At 71.9% G+C, this 16496-nt stretch carries 17 protein-coding genes; 10 read left to right on the forward strand and 7 right to left on the reverse strand.

All coding sequences use genetic code 11. The features are described 5' to 3' along the window. The first annotated feature begins 83 nt into the window (after positions 1-83). Together ACN27F_RS07220 and ACN27F_RS07225 are read left to right on the forward strand one after the other, a co-directional pair. Positions 84-941 (forward strand): Pecanex-like protein 1, encoded by an 858-nt coding sequence (locus tag ACN27F_RS07220; protein ID WP_421431829.1) that lies wholly within the window; start codon positions 84-86, stop codon positions 939-941. Positions 942-1225: 284 nt separating this feature from the next. After that, positions 1226-2167 (forward strand): DNA-3-methyladenine glycosylase family protein, encoded by a 942-nt coding sequence (locus ACN27F_RS07225; RefSeq protein ID WP_421440024.1) that lies wholly within the window; start codon positions 1226-1228, stop codon positions 2165-2167. Positions 2168-2227: 60 nt separating this feature from the next. On the opposite strand, the gene ACN27F_RS07230 is transcribed toward ACN27F_RS07225, so the two are convergent. After that, positions 2228-2758, reverse strand: a complete 531-nt coding sequence (locus tag ACN27F_RS07230; protein ID WP_421431830.1) for a DUF1990 family protein — start codon at positions 2756-2758, stop codon at positions 2228-2230. A gap of 100 nt (positions 2759-2858) precedes the next feature. On the opposite strand from ACN27F_RS07230, the gene ACN27F_RS07235 reads away from it, so the two are divergent. From ACN27F_RS07235 to ACN27F_RS07245, 3 genes are read left to right on the forward strand one after another with little or no spacing between them, the layout of a single operon-like run. After that, the gene (locus ACN27F_RS07235; protein ID WP_421431831.1) at positions 2859-3872 is read left to right on the forward strand and encodes a class I SAM-dependent methyltransferase; all 1014 of its coding nucleotides are present in this window, start codon (positions 2859-2861) and stop codon (positions 3870-3872) included. 39 nt (positions 3873-3911) lie between these two features. After that, a complete protein-coding gene (locus tag ACN27F_RS07240) occupies positions 3912-4997 on the forward strand; it encodes an ATP-dependent DNA ligase (RefSeq protein ID WP_421431832.1) in 1086 nt (361 codons plus the stop codon). A gap of 6 nt (positions 4998-5003) precedes the next feature. Further along, positions 5004-6584: an alpha/beta hydrolase gene (locus ACN27F_RS07245; RefSeq protein WP_421431833.1), complete on the forward strand. Its 1581-nt coding sequence runs from the start codon at positions 5004-5006 to the stop codon at positions 6582-6584. A 56-nt stretch (positions 6585-6640) separates the two neighbouring features. Here the strand turns inward: ACN27F_RS07245 and ligD are convergent, their stop codons facing one another. Then, the gene (ligD, locus tag ACN27F_RS07250) at positions 6641-7684 is read right to left on the reverse strand and encodes a non-homologous end-joining DNA ligase (protein ID WP_421431834.1); all 1044 of its coding nucleotides are present in this window, start codon (positions 7682-7684) and stop codon (positions 6641-6643) included. Positions 7685-7772: 88 nt separating this feature from the next. Here ligD and msrB point away from each other — a divergent pair, with 88 nt between their 5' ends. From msrB to ACN27F_RS07265, 3 genes are all read left to right on the forward strand, one after another. Further along, positions 7773-8195: a peptide-methionine (R)-S-oxide reductase MsrB gene (msrB, locus tag ACN27F_RS07255; RefSeq protein ID WP_421431835.1), complete on the forward strand. Its 423-nt coding sequence runs from the start codon at positions 7773-7775 to the stop codon at positions 8193-8195. Positions 8196-8306: 111 nt separating this feature from the next. Further along, positions 8307-8567, forward strand: coding sequence for a Prokaryotic metallothionein (locus tag ACN27F_RS07260; protein WP_421431836.1), 261 nt, complete (start codon positions 8307-8309; stop codon positions 8565-8567). Positions 8568-8649: 82 nt separating this feature from the next. Further along, positions 8650-9147: a GNAT family N-acetyltransferase gene (locus ACN27F_RS07265; protein WP_421431837.1), complete on the forward strand. Its 498-nt coding sequence runs from the start codon at positions 8650-8652 to the stop codon at positions 9145-9147. A 65-nt stretch (positions 9148-9212) separates the two neighbouring features. Here the strand turns inward: ACN27F_RS07265 and ACN27F_RS07270 are convergent, their stop codons facing one another. From ACN27F_RS07270 to hemE, 4 genes are all read right to left on the reverse strand, one after another. Continuing rightward, positions 9213-9587, reverse strand: a complete 375-nt coding sequence (locus tag ACN27F_RS07270; RefSeq protein ID WP_421431838.1) for a hypothetical protein — start codon at positions 9585-9587, stop codon at positions 9213-9215. Between the two features lie 171 nt (positions 9588-9758). Beyond that, positions 9759-10463: a hydrogen peroxide-dependent heme synthase gene (hemQ, locus tag ACN27F_RS07275; RefSeq protein ID WP_421431839.1), complete on the reverse strand. Its 705-nt coding sequence runs from the start codon at positions 10461-10463 to the stop codon at positions 9759-9761. Further along, positions 10460-11890, reverse strand: coding sequence for a protoporphyrinogen oxidase (gene hemG / locus ACN27F_RS07280; protein ID WP_421431840.1), 1431 nt, complete (start codon positions 11888-11890; stop codon positions 10460-10462). Before hemG ends, hemQ begins: the two co-directional genes overlap by 4 nt. A 117-nt stretch (positions 11891-12007) precedes the next feature. Further along, entirely contained in the window at positions 12008-13084 is a 1077-nt protein-coding gene (gene hemE, locus ACN27F_RS07285; RefSeq protein ID WP_421431841.1) for a uroporphyrinogen decarboxylase, read from the reverse strand. 156 nt (positions 13085-13240) lie between these two features. Between hemE and ACN27F_RS07290 the strand changes: the two genes are divergently transcribed. After that, positions 13241-13813, forward strand: coding sequence for a DUF3000 domain-containing protein (locus tag ACN27F_RS07290; RefSeq protein ID WP_421431842.1), 573 nt, complete (start codon positions 13241-13243; stop codon positions 13811-13813). A 38-nt stretch (positions 13814-13851) separates the two neighbouring features. Here the strand turns inward: ACN27F_RS07290 and ACN27F_RS07295 are convergent, their stop codons facing one another. Then, entirely contained in the window at positions 13852-14916 is a 1065-nt protein-coding gene (locus tag ACN27F_RS07295; protein ID WP_421431843.1) for a S1C family serine protease, read from the reverse strand. Between the two features lie 325 nt (positions 14917-15241). Between ACN27F_RS07295 and ACN27F_RS07300 the strand changes: the two genes are divergently transcribed. Next, positions 15242-16492 (forward strand): HRDC domain-containing protein, encoded by a 1251-nt coding sequence (locus tag ACN27F_RS07300; RefSeq protein ID WP_421440026.1) that lies wholly within the window; start codon positions 15242-15244, stop codon positions 16490-16492. Positions 16493-16496: the final 4 nt, after the last annotated feature.

The following is a 16496-nucleotide window of genomic DNA, read 5'->3' on the forward strand; positions in this document are numbered from 1 at the left end:
CGTAGTGTGAATGACCAGCCCCATCACCGACTGCGTTGCATCCGAACGCTCCTTCGGCGTTCGACGAGAAGAGGTGGCACCACGTGAACAGTTCCCCGCGCCGGCGGCGTACCAGCGAACGGGCTCAGCGGGGTGGACCGCTGAGCGGCACCCGCAACCGGGTCATCGCGGTGACCGCGATGCTCGCGGTCTTCGGCGGTGCCGTCGCGGTGACCCAGGTGTCGTCGGCCGGCACCCGGGGTGACCGGGACGGACGCGGCCGAGCAGCCGACTGCACGAATCAGACGGCCGAGTCGTCGGACCGCCGTGACCGTGATCGCGACCGCTGCCAGGAGTCCCCCGAGCCCGAGGACACCACGAGCGCACCACCGGCCGATCCAGCCCCTGGATCGGGCCTGGACGTGCTCGGCAGCGACTGCACCGACAGCGAACTGGCTCCACACGAAGGCTTCCAGGACGGCAGCCGCTGTGTCAGCACCGCCTTCGGCGAGGTCAGCGACGCGGACACCAACCCACAGCTGATGATCATTTCCTCGCCGAACCGGGTCCGGGTGAACCAGCCGTTCACGCTGCGGGTCAGCACCCGCAACCTGGTCCGTGACCGGTTCCTGCCGGCCGGACAGGGTGGTTACTACCTGGAGAGCTCGTTCCTCACCGAGGACGGGCTGACCCGGGGCCACTTCCACACGGCGTGCCGGATGCTCGACAGCACCCGGCGGGCTCCCCAGCCCGGACCGGTGCCGGCGTTCTTCGTCGCCACCGAGGACGGCGGTGGCGGCGCCGGATCCGACGAGGTGGTCGTGCAGGTACCCGGCCTGCCGACGACGGGGATCGCACAGTGCGCGTCATGGGCCGGAGACGGTTCGCACCGGGTACCGATGATGCAGCGCGCCAACCAGATTCCCGCCTTCGACGTGGTACGCGTGGTCGTCACGCGGTGACTCGCACGGCGGGTCCTCTCCGCTGCGCGGGAGCAGGCCAGCCTCGACGTCGCGACGTCTTCCCGCTGTGGAGAGCCGGAAGCGCCCGAAGCGACGGGTGACTCGTGGCACCTGCTCGACGTCCCCCCACTGCGTCTCGACCGGCTTGACTGGAAAGGAGGAAGTCCCGGGCCCATCCCCGGCCGGGACGCAGAATCTCGCACCGCGCACGGAGAGCGACGCCGGGACAAGCAGGGTTGTCCCGGCGTCCGCCGGTGTCAGCGGGCATGGCACAGTCAACCCTGATGGCGTACGGCGGACCGGACGACGGTGACAGTGACGCGGCGGTGACCCGGGTGCTGCGGCCACCGGAGGGTTACCACTTCGCGGCGTCGCTTCGCCCGCTCGCGATGGGACGCCACGATCCGTGCGCCCGTTGGCACGCCGGCAGCTTCTGGTACACCACGCACACCCCGGCCGGGCCCGCGACGCTATGTCTGTCCCGTCGTGGCGGGGAGTTGGTCGCCGCCGGATACGGTCCCGGCCGCACCGAGGTCTGCGACATCGCCGACGCGGTCGCCGGGCTACGCGACGATGTCAGCGGTTTCGCACCCCTCGCCCGCCGGCACCCGGTCGTGGCCGAACTGGCCCGGCGGTTCCACGGCGTCCGGATGCCCGCCACCGGGCAGGTGTTCGCCCGGGTGCTGCGCGCCGTGCTGGAGCAGAAGGTCACCGGCGTCGAGGCGTACCGCGGCTATTCCGCCGTCGTCCGCCGGTTCGGCTCCCCCGCGCCCGGCCCGGTCACCGGGCTGTGGGTAGGTCCGGAACCATCGGTGATCGCCGCCACGCCGTACTGGGTGTTCCATCCGCTCGGTGTCGAACAGCGGCGCGCGCAGACGCTGTGCCGGGCGGCGTCGATCGCCGACCGCCTGATGGAGTACCCCGCCCCGGACACTGTCACCCGGCGGCTGACCGGCCTGTCCGGCATCGGCCCGTGGACCGCTGCCGAGGTGGTCCGGGTGGCGTACGGTGCCGCCGATGCGGTCAGCGTCGGCGACTACCATCTGCCACACACGGTGGCCTGGGCACTGGCCGGCCAGGCCCGCGGCGACGACGCCCGGATGCTCGCCCTGCTGGAGCCGTTCCGGGGACATCGCGGCCGGGTCTGCCTCCTGCTGGAGCTCGCCGGGCTGGCGGCACCACGGTTCGGCCCGCGGGCGCCGATCCGGTCGTTCGCCCAATTCTGACCCGGCCGGTCGTCTCACCCGGCCGGTCACACGCCACGTACGAGGTCACCCGCGGCAGGTTCACCGGGTCAGCCGGGTCAACGCCCGGGCCAGCCGGCGCGCGTAACGGCGCTGGGCGACCGCGGCCAGCGGCCCGGCCAACCGCATGACCGTCGAGGCCGGACGGCTGAACGCCACGACCGAGAACCACACCTCGTCGTCGTGACGTTCGACGAGGAACGCCTCCTCGCCGCTGGCCGGATGCCCTGGCATGGTGCCGTACGCGAATCCGGCCCGATCCGCCTGGATGCTCGCCCACACGACCGTGCATGGAGCCTGTACCTGCAGTGGGCCGGCGCCCAGCCGCACCACGACCAGGACACCTGGCTCCGCGCGTGGTCCGGACGCGGTGACCCGTACCCCAGCGGTCCGGTGCATCCGCCACGTCAGCACGGCCTCGGCCGCGACGGCGAACGACTCGGGCCGCAGCCGCACCCGGTACCGCAGATGGCGGTAGCCGGCCGGCAGCTGGGACGCCGTGGTGGCAGCCGTCCCGGTCGGCCGGAGCAGGCCGCGGGTAGCGCCGGCCTCCGGATAGGTGAAGGTGGGCACCGCCTCGCCTCCTGTGCTGCAGCTCGCCCGGGTACTCCCCTTGAATTGTGCCCCGCTGGGCAGCTTGCTGTTCCGGCAATTGGCGGTAAGGTCTGCCAGCATGACTGCCGTCACACCGGTTCTACCCGGTCTCAAGGCACGCTACCTGCGCTCCGGCTTGCATCAAGTCAAGGGTTGGCTGGCGGTGTCGACGGCGGTCTACCTCAGCGGAATCGAGGTCGCACAACGTACCGACGGGATCACCGGCGACGTGGCGGAAATCGGCATCCACCATGGCAAGTCGTTCCTCTGCCTCTCGCTCGACCTACCGGTCGACCAGCGTGCCATCGCGATCGATGTGTTCGACAACCAGACGGCCAATGTCGACGGCTCCGGACGCGGTGACCGGAGCATTTTCGAGCAGAACCTCACGACGTACGGCGCGGGCAGCAACGTGGAGATCCGCCAGTCGTCGAGCCTCGATCTTGAGAAGGACGGATTCGTCGAGGCGGGGCGACGGTTCCGGATCTTCTCCATCGACGGTGGGCACACCGCGGAGATCACCGAGAACGACCTCTGGATCGCCGAACGCACGGTGATCGACCGCGGGCTGGTGGTGCTGGACGACGTCCTCAACCGGCACTGGCTCGGGGTGATCAGCGGGTTGTTCACCTATCTGGGCAACGGCGGCGCTCTGGTGCCCGCCGTATTCGTGCCGAACAAGTTGATCCTGGCCACCTCGGCGGACCAGGCGAAGTACTACCGCGTGCTGTTCGCCGAGCAGTTCCCCGGTGGTCGGGAGAAGTCCGACGTGCCGCTGGCCGGAAACCTCATCGACGTCTACGCCGAGCGGCCCTGGCTCGTCCGCGACACCGACGGCGGCAGTGGGCCGATCACCGGGCACGAACCGATGGCCACCATCCCGGCCGCCCGGCTGGCGGAGCTGGAGCGACAGCTCACGTCGGCCCAGCGTGAGCGCGACACGACGCGTGCCGAGCTCACGGCCACCCAGCAGCGGCTGCGGGCGGCGACCATGCCGTTGTACCGCAAGGCCGCCCGACGGATGCCATGGCTGGCCCGGCCGGTACGGCCGATCGTCCGGCAGGTACGCGGCGTACTGCACCGCACGAAGTGAAGGCAGCCGGTTGTCGGCCCCGGATGGTTCACTGAGTGGGTGAACCTGCCGCTCGCCCCGCCGCTCGAGCCCATGCTGGCCAAGTCGGTCGCCGCCCTGCCGATCGCGCCGTCGATGCACTACGAACCCAAGTGGGACGGCTACCGGTGCATCATCTTCCGCGACGGTGACGAGGTGGAGTTGGCCAGCCGCGGCGGCAAGACGCTCACCCGTTATTTCCCCGAGGTGATCGAGCAGGCCCGCGAGCAACTGCCACGCCGGATCGTGGTCGACGGCGAGTTGGTCGTCATCCGGCGGCAGGCGGGCCGCTCCCGCCTCGATTTCGACCTGCTCGGACAGCGGATCCACCCGGCGGCTTCCCGAGTCCGCCTGCTTGCCGGCCAGACACCGGCGTCGTTCATCGCCTTCGATCTGCTCGCGCTCGGCGACGAGGGCCTGCTCGACGAGGCGTTCACCACCCGGCGGGAGCGGTTGGCGGCGGCCACCGCGTCGCTCGTCGCGCCGATGCACCTGACCCCGATCACCACGGACGCCGCCACCGCCGGCCGCTGGTTCGACATGTTCGAAGGCGCCGGCCTCGACGGTGTCATCGCCAAGCCGGCCCAGCTGCGCTACGAGCCCGGCAAGAGGTCGATGTTCAAGGTCAAGCACGGGCGCACCGCCGACGTGGTGATCGCCGGATTCCGTTGGCACAAGTCCGGGCCGGTGGTCGGCTCGCTGCTGCTCGGGCTCTACGACGACGCCGGGGTGCTGCAGCACGTCGGAGTCTGCGCCTCGTTCACCGCCGCCCGCCGAGCGGAGCTGGTCGACGAGCTCGCGCCACTGCGCACCACCCCGGCCGAGCACCCCTGGGCCACCGGCGAGCAGGACAGTGGGCAGCGGGTGCCGGGCGCACCGAGCCGGTGGAGCGGCGGCAAGAACCTCGAATGGCAGCCGTTGCGACCGGAGCTGGTGGCCGAGGTCGCCTACGACGCGATGGAAGGCGACCGATTCCGGCACACCGCCCGCTTCCTGCGCTGGCGTGCCGACCGGGCGCCGTCGTCCTGCCGGTACGACCAACTGGACCGGCCGGTGCGCTTCGACGTCGAGCGGGTGCTGGCCGGCGACCCCACCGGTCTGGGCTGAGGCGGCATGTCAGCACGCCGGACGCCGACGATCGCCGTCGTCCTGGCGGTGTGCCTGCTCGGCGCGCTCGCGTGCACGTCGCCGGGCACCGGACCCGGTGGCGGTGCCGCAGGGGCCCGAGACGCCGCTGACGGCCCACGCGACGACGACCTCGCGGTTGCTGACGCCGGACCGCGCTGGCGGGCCTGCCCGGAGGTGGTGCGGCGACGGTACGGCTCGGCACCCGAGACGATGCGCTACGACTGCGCCACGATCGACGTGCCGCTGGACTGGGCCGCCGCCACCGGTCCGGAGGTCCCGACACTGCCGTTGGCGCTGCTGCGGGTCCGGGCGGTCGGGCAACGGGAGCGGGTCGGCACGCTGGTGGTCAATCCCGGTGGGCCGGGCGTCTCCGGCGTGGACGCCGCAGCCGCCATGTCGCTGGGTCGGCTGTCCGACGAGATACTAAATCGCTTCGACGTGGTCGGCTTCGACCCGCGAGGGGTGGGCCGCTCCGCCGGGATCAGCTGCGTCAGTGACGCCGACTGGGACGCCGTCTTCGGTGCCGATCAAGACCCGCGAGACCCGGCGGAGTTCGCCGCGCTCGTCGAGCTTGGCCGACGCGTCGGTGCCGGGTGTGGGCGGCGGTACGGCGATCGGCTCGGTGCCTACTCCACCTACCAGAGCGCCCGCGACCTCGACGCGGTCCGCGTCGCGGTCGGTGACGACCAGTTGACCTACCTCGGCTACTCGTACGGCACCCTGCTGGGAGCCACCTACGCCCACCTGCACCCCGATCGGGTCCGGGCCATGGTGCTCGACGGGGCGATCGACCCGGCACAGGGTCTGGTGTCCGGATCCCGGCAGCAGGCGGCCGGCTTCGAACGGGCCTTCGAGGCGTTCGCCCGCTGGTGCGCCGCGGCCACGGCACGGTGCCCGCCCGGCGCCGATGCGCCCGGCCTGCTCGACGAGATGCTGGCCCAGGCCCGCCGGCAGCCGGTGGCGGGGGCGGACGGCCGGGCGGCCACCGCCGGCTGGATCTTCTACGCGGTGGTCGCCGCGATGTACGACGACGGTGACTGGCCACGGCTGGGCCAGGCGTTGGCCGCGCTGCACGACGGTGACCCGGGCGAGGTGTTCGCGCTCGCCGACCGCTACACCGGTCGCGGCGACGACGGCAGCTACAGCGACCTGTTCGACGCCAACCTGGTGATCAACTGCGCCGACCGCGACGTCGAACTCGATCCCGTCGGCATCCGTGAGCTGCAGCGGCGGTGGCGTGCCGAGCACCCCGTGTTCGGCGGCGCGCTGGCGGTGGGACTGCTCACCTGTGCCGCCTGGCCGGGCCCGGCCGACCCGTACCCGTCGGGCCCGGCCATTGGTGCGCCACCGATCGTGGTGATCGGTACCACCGGGGATCCGGCCACCCCGTACGAGCAGGCTCCACGGCTGGCCGGGGCGCTGGGGGTCGGGGTCCTGGTCACCTGGGAAGCGGACCGGCACACGGCGTACCCGCGCTCAGCCTGTGTGGCCGCTGCGGTCGACGCGTACCTGCTCGATCTGGTCGTGCCCGCCGACGGCCTGCGGTGCCGCGACGACGCCGGCTGAGTCGAGACCGACGCTGATCTCGACCATGGTCAGCGGTTCCCGACAGGAGTCGGCGGTCAGGGCGTGTCGGCCGGCCGGGCCCGGGACGGCTGCACCCGGCGCGGTTCGCCGGGCATCTTCGGATGATCGGGAGGATAGGGCAGGTCGCCACCGGCACCGTCCCGTTCGTCGCGCTGCGCCCACTCCAGCACGGTGGTGATGTCCCACGGCGTGCCGTCGATGCCGGCGTGCGGATCGCCGAGGCGGGCCAGTCGCGGCGGCACCGTACGCAGATCGAAGTCGTCCGGCTCCACCTCGGTCAACTCGGCCCAGGTCACCGGGGTGGAGACGGTGGCCCGGGCGTTGGCGCGCAGTGAATAGGCGCAGGCGATGGTGCGGTCCCGAGCCATCTGGTTGTAGTCGATGAACACCTTCGCCCCGCGTTCCTCCTTCCACCAGGATGTGGTCACCAGATCGGGCCGGCGGCGCTGCACTTCGCGGGCCAACGCGATCACCGCACGGCGCACCTCGGTGAACGACCAACGCGGCTGGATCCGCAGGTAGACGTGCACCCCACGACCGCCGGAGGTCTTCGGATAACCGATCGCGCCCAGTTCGTCGAGCAGTGCCCGGACCTCACCGGCCGCCTCGACCGCGTCGGCGAAGTCGGTGCCGGGTTGCGGGTCGAGGTCGATCCGCAACTCGTCGGGTCGGTCGACGTCGGCCCCTCGGACCGGCCAGGGATGGAACACGACCGTGCTCATCTGCGCGGCCCACGCCACGTGGGCGAGGTCGGCAGGGCAGAGCTCGTCAGCGGTACGACCGCTGGGAAAGGCGATGGTCGCGGTACGGATCCACGATGGTGTCCCTCGGGCCGGCACCCGCTTCTGGAAGAACATCTCCCCGTCCACGCCGTCCGGAAAGCGCTGCAACGTCGTAGGCCGGTCCCGCAACGCCCGCATGATGCCGTCCCCGACGGCCAGGTAGTAGTCGAAGACGTCCCGCTTGGTGTAGCCACGGCCGGGAAAGCAGATCCGGTCGGGACTACTGAGCCGCACCTGGCGCCCAGCCACCTCCACCGTCGTCGCGGCGGACCGGGCACGGGGGCTCTCACCAGCCATACCGTGACCTTAGGCCAGTGGCCGGCGGATCGGGGGGCGGGCCGGGCAGTAGGCCGTACCGTGGCGCGGTTGCCCGTACCGTTGAGGTATGACCGACGACATGGCTTCCCTGCCCCGCACCGAGCAGGATTGGCGGGTTCGCCTCTCCCCCGAACAGTTCCGGGTGCTGCGCCAGGCGGGCACGGAGCGGCCCTGGTCGGGTGAGTACGTCGAGACCACGACCGTAGGGACGTACCACTGCCGGGCGTGCGACGCGCCGCTGTTCCGCAGCGACACGAAGTTCGACTCGCACTGCGGCTGGCCGAGCTTCGACGAAGCGCTGCCCGGCGCGGTGCGCTACATCGAGGACCGCTCGCACGGCATGGTCCGCACCGAAGTACGGTGCGCCAGGTGTGACTCCCATCTGGGACACCGCTTCGACGGCGAGCGCTACACCCCGAGAAACGCCCGGTACTGCATGAATTCGGTGGCGCTGCGGCTGGAACCGGCCCGGGAAGGCGCCCGGGGCTGACCGCCGGCTGCCCACTGGAGTGGGATCTTCGGTCCCCTTTTGGCGATTCGCCCCGCCACTCGCCGCGCGGTGACGCACCCTTTGCGGGAAACCGACGTTGGGGGATGCGCCATGGCGACCTGTGAGGTCTGCGGCAACGACTACTGGCTCGCGTTCGACATCCGCACGGTCAGCGGGGAGACGTACACCTTCGATTCGTTCGAGTGCGCCGTCCAGCTGCTGGCACCGATCTGCGAGCACTGCCAGTGCAAGATCATCGGACACGGGGTGGAGGTGTCCGGACGTTTCTTCTGTTGCGCCCACTGCGCCCGGTCGGTCGACCAGGAACAGGGGGCGCAAATACGGGACGCCGTCGGTAGCCGACCCGGCTGACCGCTCCGCGTCCCGTCCCGACCGTCCCGACCGTCCCGACCGTCCCGACCGTCCCGACCCCGGAAGCGTACGATCGTAGGCCGTGCCCGCCGACGTTCCGCAAGCTCTCGACGCTGCCGTCACCTGTCACGTGTCGACCTTCGCCGACCTCGACGCGGTCACCCTGTACCGGCTGCTGCGGCTGCGGGTCGACGTCTTCGTGGTCGAGCAGCAGTGCCCCTATCCAGAACTCGACGGCCGGGACACCGAGGCGTCGACCCGACACGTCTGGTTGTCCCGGGACGATGCGGTCGTGGCATACCTGCGCGTGCTCGATGAGTCGACCGCGGTACGGATCGGGCGGGTGGTGGTCGCCGCCGCCGAGCGGGGACGTGGTCACGCCGGGCGGCTGATGGCCGCCGCGCTGCGGCTGGCCGGCGCCCGGACCTGCGTGCTGGAGGCCCAGGCGCATCTCGCCGGGTTCTACCGGCGCTTCGGCTTCACCGTCACCGGCGCGCGCTACGTCGAGGACGGCATCGCGCACGTGCCGATGCGGCGAACGATCCGCTCCGACGGCGAACACCGACGGCGAGACCGCTGATCCGGCGGTGGGACGGCCGTTTCGGGCCGTCCCACCGGGCGGTGCGTCCACCACGTCGGTTGGCGTTACCGCTGTCGGTCGCCCGAGTTGCGCCAGGCGCTACCGGCCTTGGCCAGCCCGCGGCTGATCACGTAACCGATGGTCAGCAGGGCGACGTACCACCACGCCGTGCTGGCCGGGAAGGGGTCACCGGCACCAGCGGTGCCCTGCACGCCGTCGACATCGGCGTTGACCACCTGGGAAGCCAGCAGCACACCCACCACGGCGATCAGGTACACGTAGAACTCGGTGCTCTTGAACGCCGACTTCGTCTCGGTCCCCGGCACCATCGCCGGGCGTGTACCAGCGTTCGTCTCGGCCATCTGTGGTGCGGTGGTGCTCTGGTGGTCCGGCATCGGCCGGGTCATCGCCGTGTTTCGGGTCGGAGCTTGCGTACTCATCACACCCTCCTCCGGATCAGATGAGTGGTTCTTCTCCGGGCTGGTCGGTCCGGCTGGCCGACCTTGGGGGGCAGGTACTGGGTACCCGGCCGGACCGGACGCAAACGGCCGCCGCACGACGCGGACCAGCACCCGTTTCCTGCCGGAATCAAGGCCGTCTTCCTGCCGGAATCAGGGCAGGGCGGTGATGAGTTCGGCCACCGACCGGCGGCGGCCGGTGAAGAACGGCACCTCCTCGCGCACGTGCCGGCGGGTGGCCGAGGCACGCAGATCACGCATCAGGTCGACGATCCGGTGCAGCTCGTCGGCCTCGAAGGCGAGAATCCACTCGTAGTCGCCGAGTGCGAACGAGGCCACCGTGTTCGCCCGTACGTCCGGGTACGGCCGGGCCAGCTGCCCGTGTTCGGTCAACATCGCCCGGCGTTCGTCATCCGGCAGCAGATACCACTCGTAGGAGCGGACGAACGGATAGACACAGACGTACGGCCGGGCCGGCTCGCCAGCGAGGAACGCCGGCACGTGACTCCTGTTGAACTCCGCCGGCCGGTGCAGCGCCAGCTGGGACCAGACCGGCGCGAGATGGCGGCCCAGTGCGGTGCGCCGCAACCGGCCGTACGCGTCCTGCAGGTCGTCGCTGTCCGGAGCGTGCCACCAGAGCATGATGTCGGCGTCGGCGCGCAGCCCCGACACGTCGTACGTGCCGCGCACCGTCACGCCCTTGCCGGTCAACTCGGCGATCAACGCCTCGACCTCGGCCACCAGGCCGTCGCGCAGCGCGGGCAGCCGCTCGGCGGCCCGGAACACCGACCACATCGTGTACTGGATCGTCGCGTTCAACTCCCGCAACCGGGCCGCGTTGGTCTGCTCGCCACTCATCGGCGCACCTCCTGCAGGTTGGTGAGGATCTGGTCGGCGGCGTCCTCCCCGGACCGCACGCACACCGGGATGCCGATTCCGTCGTACGCGGCACCGGCCAACGCCAGCCGGTGGCCGGCCGAGCGCAACCCGGCTCGGGCGCTGGTCACCCGGTCGCCGTGCCCGGGCCGGTACTGCGGCAGCGATCCGCCCCATCGCTGCACCTGGGCCTGCACCGGGGCCGCGAGCTCGACGCCGGTCAACCGGGCCAGCTCGGCGTGCGCCGCGGCGGTCAGGTCCTCGTCATCGCGCTGCAGCAACTGTTCGTCGCCGTAGCGGCCGACCGAGACCCGGACCACGACCAGTTTGTCGGGTGCGCGAAGGTGCGCCCACTTGGTGCTGAAGAACGTCGCGGCTTTGGTCAGGGTGCCTTCGGTCGCCGGCACCAGGAAGCCGGACAGCTCCGGCAGAGCCGGGGCCGGCAGGGCCAGGCTGATCAACGCCACGCTGGCGTAGTCGAGAGCGCCGACGTGGCCCGCGACGGCCGGAGCCACCCCGGACAGCAGCCGCGCCGCCGGCCGGGCGGGCACCGCCAGCACCACCGCGTCGACGTCGACGTGCTCGGCCGTCGGGGTCGGTCCGGTCACCAGCCGCCAGCCGTCCGCCAACGGGGCCAGTTCCCGTACCGCCGCATTGGTCCGCACCTCGACGGTGACCGGTCCGCCGGATGCCAGCAGGGCGTCGCGCACCGCGCCGACCAGGCTGCCGAGTCCGCCGGCCAGCGAGGTGAACACCGGTGTGCCGTCCGCGGGTGGACGGGTGGCCAGCGCCACGCGTACCGCCGCCGCCAGGGTGTGCTCGGTCCGGGCGGCCGTGGCCAACGCGGGAATGGTGGTGGCCAGCGACAGCGTGTCGGCCCGCCCGGCGTAGACCCCGCCGAGCATCGGATCGACCAACTGCTCCACGACCTCGTCGCCGTACCGGCGGCGGACCAACTCGCCCACGGCGACGTCCGTGCCGGGTCCGAGCAGCGGACGTCCGTCATCGACGTCCCGGCCGGCCACGACGCGGGCCAGCCCCGCCACCGACGCCGGCTCCGCCGGTACGCCGATGAGCGTCCCACCGGGCATGGGCACGAGCCGGCCGTCGCGGGCCAGCCCCGCCAGGCCGACCGCCGGATGGACCAACTCGCCGGCCAGGCCGACCCGCCGGGTCAGGGCCAGCGCGGCGGAGTCCCCGCCGGCCGGGTCGCGGGTCAGGAACGCCTCGGCCCCGCGTTCCACCGGCAAGCCGGCGAATTCCCCGGTACGCAGTTTGCCGCCCAGTCGTGTGGACTGCTCCAGCAGGACGATCTCGGTGCCGGCCGGGGCCCGGTCACGCAGCCGCAACGCCGCTGCCAGCCCGGCGATCCCGCCACCCACCACGGCTACCCGCCACGGTTGCTGCATACCCGTCACCTTGCCACCCGGGCGTACGGTGCCGACCGGCACCCCCGACGGGGTGTGACGCGGACACCGGCGAGCCGACGACCAGGGGCGGCTCGCACCGCGCCGGCCAGGGCTCGCTCACCGCGCGGACGAGGCGTGCACCAGGTCGACGACCCGGGTCAGCACGCCCGGATCGGTCTCCGGCAACACGCCGTGCCCGAGGTTGAACACGTGCCCGGGTGCGGCGAGCCCTTCGGCGAGCACCCGCCGTACCTCGGATTCGATCACCGGCCATGGCGCGAGCAGCACACACGGATCAAGGTTGCCCTGCACCGCGTGGCTCGGTCCGATCCGGACCGTCGCCGCGTCCAGCGGAGTACGCCAGTCCACACCGACCACGTCGGCGCCGGCGTCCCCCATGGCGGCGAGCAGCTCCGCGGTGCCGACACCGAAGTGAATGCGCGGTACCCCGGCGTCGGCGAGCCCGTTCAGTACCGTGGCCGAGTACGGCAGCACGAACCGGCGATAGTCGGCCTCGGACAACGCGCCCGCCCACGAGTCGAACAACTGCACCGCGGACACCCCGGCCGCGATCTGGACCCGGAGGAACTCCAGGGTGATCTCGGCCAGCCGGGAACAGAGCGCGTGCCAGATCTGCGGCTCGCCGTACATCAGGGCCTTGGTCCGGCCGTAGGTCCGCGACGGCCGGCCTTCCACCAGGTAGCTGGCCAGGGTGAACGGCGCGCCGGCGAATCCGATCAGCGGTGTGTCGCCGAGCGCCGCGACAAGCAGTCGCACCGCCTCGTCGACGAAACCGACGTCCTCCGGGGTGATCCGGCGCAGCCGGCCGACATCGGCCGCGACGCGCACCGGGTCGGCGATCACCGGGCCCGTGCCGGACACGATGTCGAGCTCGATGCCCGCCGCCGCGACGGGCACCACGATGTCGCTGAACAGAATCGCCGCGTCAACGCCGTGCCGACGAACCGGCTGCATGGTGATTTCGGCGACGAGGTCCGGTTGGCGGCAGGACTCCAGCATGCCGATCCCGTCGCGGATCCGGCGGTACTCGGGCAGGGAGCGGCCGGCCTGGCGCATGAACCATACCGGCGTGTGCGCCACCGGCTCCGCCCGACAGGCACGGATGAAGGCCGAACCGGCCGGCGTTCGGGGTGCTCGATCGTGGGCGGCGCTGCCCGGCGTCATCGTGGTCATCGGCGCCCATGGTGTCACGAACACCCGGGGTCGTGGCACACACCGCCCCGGCACGCGCCGACCCGGCGGAATCCACACCGGTAACGCCGACGACTAACGCCGACGAACCCGGCGCGCCGGTCCCCACCGGCCAGGCGAGCGGCCTAGGCTGCGGGCATGGCCCCCCTTACCGCGTTGCCCGAGGCGTTCCACCGCGCCGTCGCCGGACTGCGCGCGGTCACCCCCCGGGAGGAGATCCAGGTCGAGGAGGTCGGCGCACCGCAGCGGCTGGCTCCGTACGCGTTCGCGCTCAGCGCCTCGGTGCTGCGGGCTGGCGACGAGGTCGCCACCGGCCGGTTGGTCCTGCTACACGACCCGGCCGGGCACGACGCCTGGCAGGGCACGTTGCGCCTGGTGACCTACGTCACCGCCGACCTGGAGGCCGAGCTGGTCGCCGATCCGCTGTTGCCGAGCGTCGGCTGGACCTGGCTGACCGACGCGCTCCAGACGTACCGGGCCGGGCACACCGCGCTGGGCGGCACTGTCACCCAGACGTGTTCCACCCGGTTCGGCGAGCTGGCCGGACCGCCGGCCGGTGGCGACATCGAGATCCGGGCATCGTGGACCCCGCTCTCCGGTGATCTCGGCGCGCACCTGCTCGCCTGGTGTGACCTGCTCGCATCGACTGCCGGACTGCCACCGCCCGGGGTGACTCTGCTGCCCGCGCGGTGGTCGACCGGCCGCGCCTAGAGTCACGGCGCCGAGGCGCACACGGTCAGGGCCCGGTCTCAGCAGACGCCAAAGGCCGAGCAGGCGGTCTCGATCGGCACCGCCAGCCCGATTCCTTCGGCATCGCGGGCCTTGGCGGTGGCGATACCCACGACCTGTTTGCTGCTGTTGATCACGGGACCACCAGAATTGCCGGGATTGATCGGTGCGTCGAACTGGATCACCGGGCCGGATCCGTCCTCCGCCTCTCGGAACGCGCTCACCACCCCGGTCGTCACCGTGTCCGACAGCCCCAGTGGGGCACCCACCACCACGATTTGCTGACCGGACCGCACCGGCTCGGTCGCGGTCACCAGGCCGGTGAACGAACGGGTGCTCCGCAGCAGGGCCACGTCGCCCTCCTCGTCCACTCCGGCGATCGTGGCCTCGATCTGCTGGCCGTCGCGCTCCAGGAAGACCCTGCGGTTGCCGGCCAGGTAGACCGACTCGACGACGTGGTAGTTGGTGAGCAGGTCGGTGCCGTCCTGCGGATCACCGATCGCGAAGGCGGTGCCGGTGAACCGGCCGGCGTTGACCCGGAACACGCTCGGCAGCACGGCCGCGGCGATGGCCTCCGGGTTGAAGGCCGCCCCGACCTGCCGTTCCAGCTCCGCGGTACGCGCTTCCACCAGGTCGAACCGGCCGGCGTCGGCTCCCTGCGCCTGAGCCAGCCGCTGGTCGGCTTCGATCAGCCGGTTGTTGAGCTGGTTGATCTGGTGCGCCTGCACCCCGGCGAGCATGGCCAGCACGAGGACGAGCAGCAGCGCCATCACGCCGGGCCAGGCGGGGCGACGCGGCGCCACGCGGAGCAACTCGGCGCTCGACGGTGCCCACGCGCCTGACCGTTCCAGGGCGGTGCCAGGCCCGGTCGACCCGGACACCGGCGGCTGTCCGGCGGCCGCCGGCGGGTCCGCCGCCGGACCGGCGGGCGACAGCGGCCGGCCCGGCGCTCGGTCATCCGGCAACGGTGGGCCGGCCGGCACCGGTCCGCGGGGAAACGGCGGCAGCGCCTCCGACGCTGCGTGCCGTGGGCCCGGCGGCCCGCTGGACGCGGGATGCTGCTGATCGAACCCACTGGTGGTCATCGTGTGGCAGCCTCTCCTCCGCTGCGGCAGGGCGAGCACCGGCACAGGGTGCGGCCGGGCGGACACGCCTCACCGGGGTGACGACTCGTGGCGGCATCCGCCCGATGCGACCGTACCGGGCAGTACGGTGTTTGTCGTCACCTGTCAGACCGCCAAGACATGTTTGCTACCTAGTGGTTACTCAAGGCTGACCAGCTCTCGACGCGCCGGTGGAGCCTGGCACCGTCCGCAGCCCGGCGGGCACTAGGGTTGTCAGGTGACCGACGAATCCCCCCTGCGCCGTCGGACCGCGCAACGCCCAGCAGGGAGCGAGCCGCACAACCAGTTGGCGCAGCCAGCAGCGTCCGATGTCGTGGGGCCCACCCCCTCTGGCGGGCCCGTTCCGCTGATCAGCCCACGCGACGGCACTCCCGCTCCGGTGACCACGATCGACGGGCTCGCCGACGTCGTGACCCGGTTCGCCGCCGGGACCGGCCCGGTGGCCATCGACGCCGAGCGTGCGTCCGGCTACCGCTACAGCCAACGGGCGTACCTGGTGCAGCTACGCCGAGCCGGTGCCGGCACCGCGTTGGTCGATCCGCTACCGCTGCAGGACCTGAACAGCCTCGACGCGGCGATCGCCGACGCCGAGTGGGTGCTACACGCCGCCAGCCAGGATCTGCCGTGTCTGGCCGACCTCGGGTTGCGTCCGCGCCGGTTGTTCGACACCGAACTCGCCGCGCGGCTGGCCGGCTTCGAGCGGGTCGGTCTGGCCGCCCTCACCGAGGCGCTGCTGGGCTTCTCGCTGGAGAAGCATCACTCGGCAGCCGACTGGTCCACCCGTCCGCTACCGCAGTCGTGGCTGACCTACGCCGCACTCGACGTGGAGCTCCTCGTCGAATTGCGCGACGTGCTCGCCGTCGAGCTCGACCGTCAGGGCAAGCGGGACTGGGCCGCGGAGGAATTCGCCGCCCTGGTCGCCTGGGGCAGCCAGCCACCCCGGGTCCGTGCTGAGCCGTGGCGGCGGACCTCCGGCATCCACCGGGTACGCGGGCCACGGGCCCAGGCCAGAGTGCGGGCGATGTGGTACGCCCGGGACGAGGTGGCCGCACGGCGGGATTCCGCTCCCGGGCGGGTGCTGCCGGATTCGGCGATCATCGCGGCGGCCGAGTTGGATCCCCGCGACGAGCGTGCGCTGCTGGCGCTGCCTGGCTTCGGCGGTCGATCGGTGCGCCGGCTGGCCCGACTGTGGTTGGATGCGCTGGCCGCCGCCCGTGGCCTGTCGGACACCGAGCTGCCGGTCCCGCCGACGATCGACGGACCACCACCACCGCACCGCTGGGCGGAGCGGGACCCGACCGCGGCTGCCCGGTTGGCCCGCTGTCGCGAGGTGGTGATCCGGACCGCCGCGGCGCGGGTGCTCCCGCCGGAGAACCTGATCACCCCGGACACGGTACGCCGGCTCGCCTGGACGCCGCCCGAGGAGATCACCGAGGAATCCGTCTCGGCGACCCTGCGTGGGTACGGTGCCCGGTCTTGGCAGGTCTCGCTGCTGGTGGACGAGCTGACCGTGGCGCTGCGCGATCCGCAGGATTGAGCGG

The organism is Solwaraspora sp. WMMB335, from assembly GCF_049179075.1.
Lineage (GTDB): Bacteria > Actinomycetota > Actinomycetes > Mycobacteriales > Micromonosporaceae > Micromonospora_E.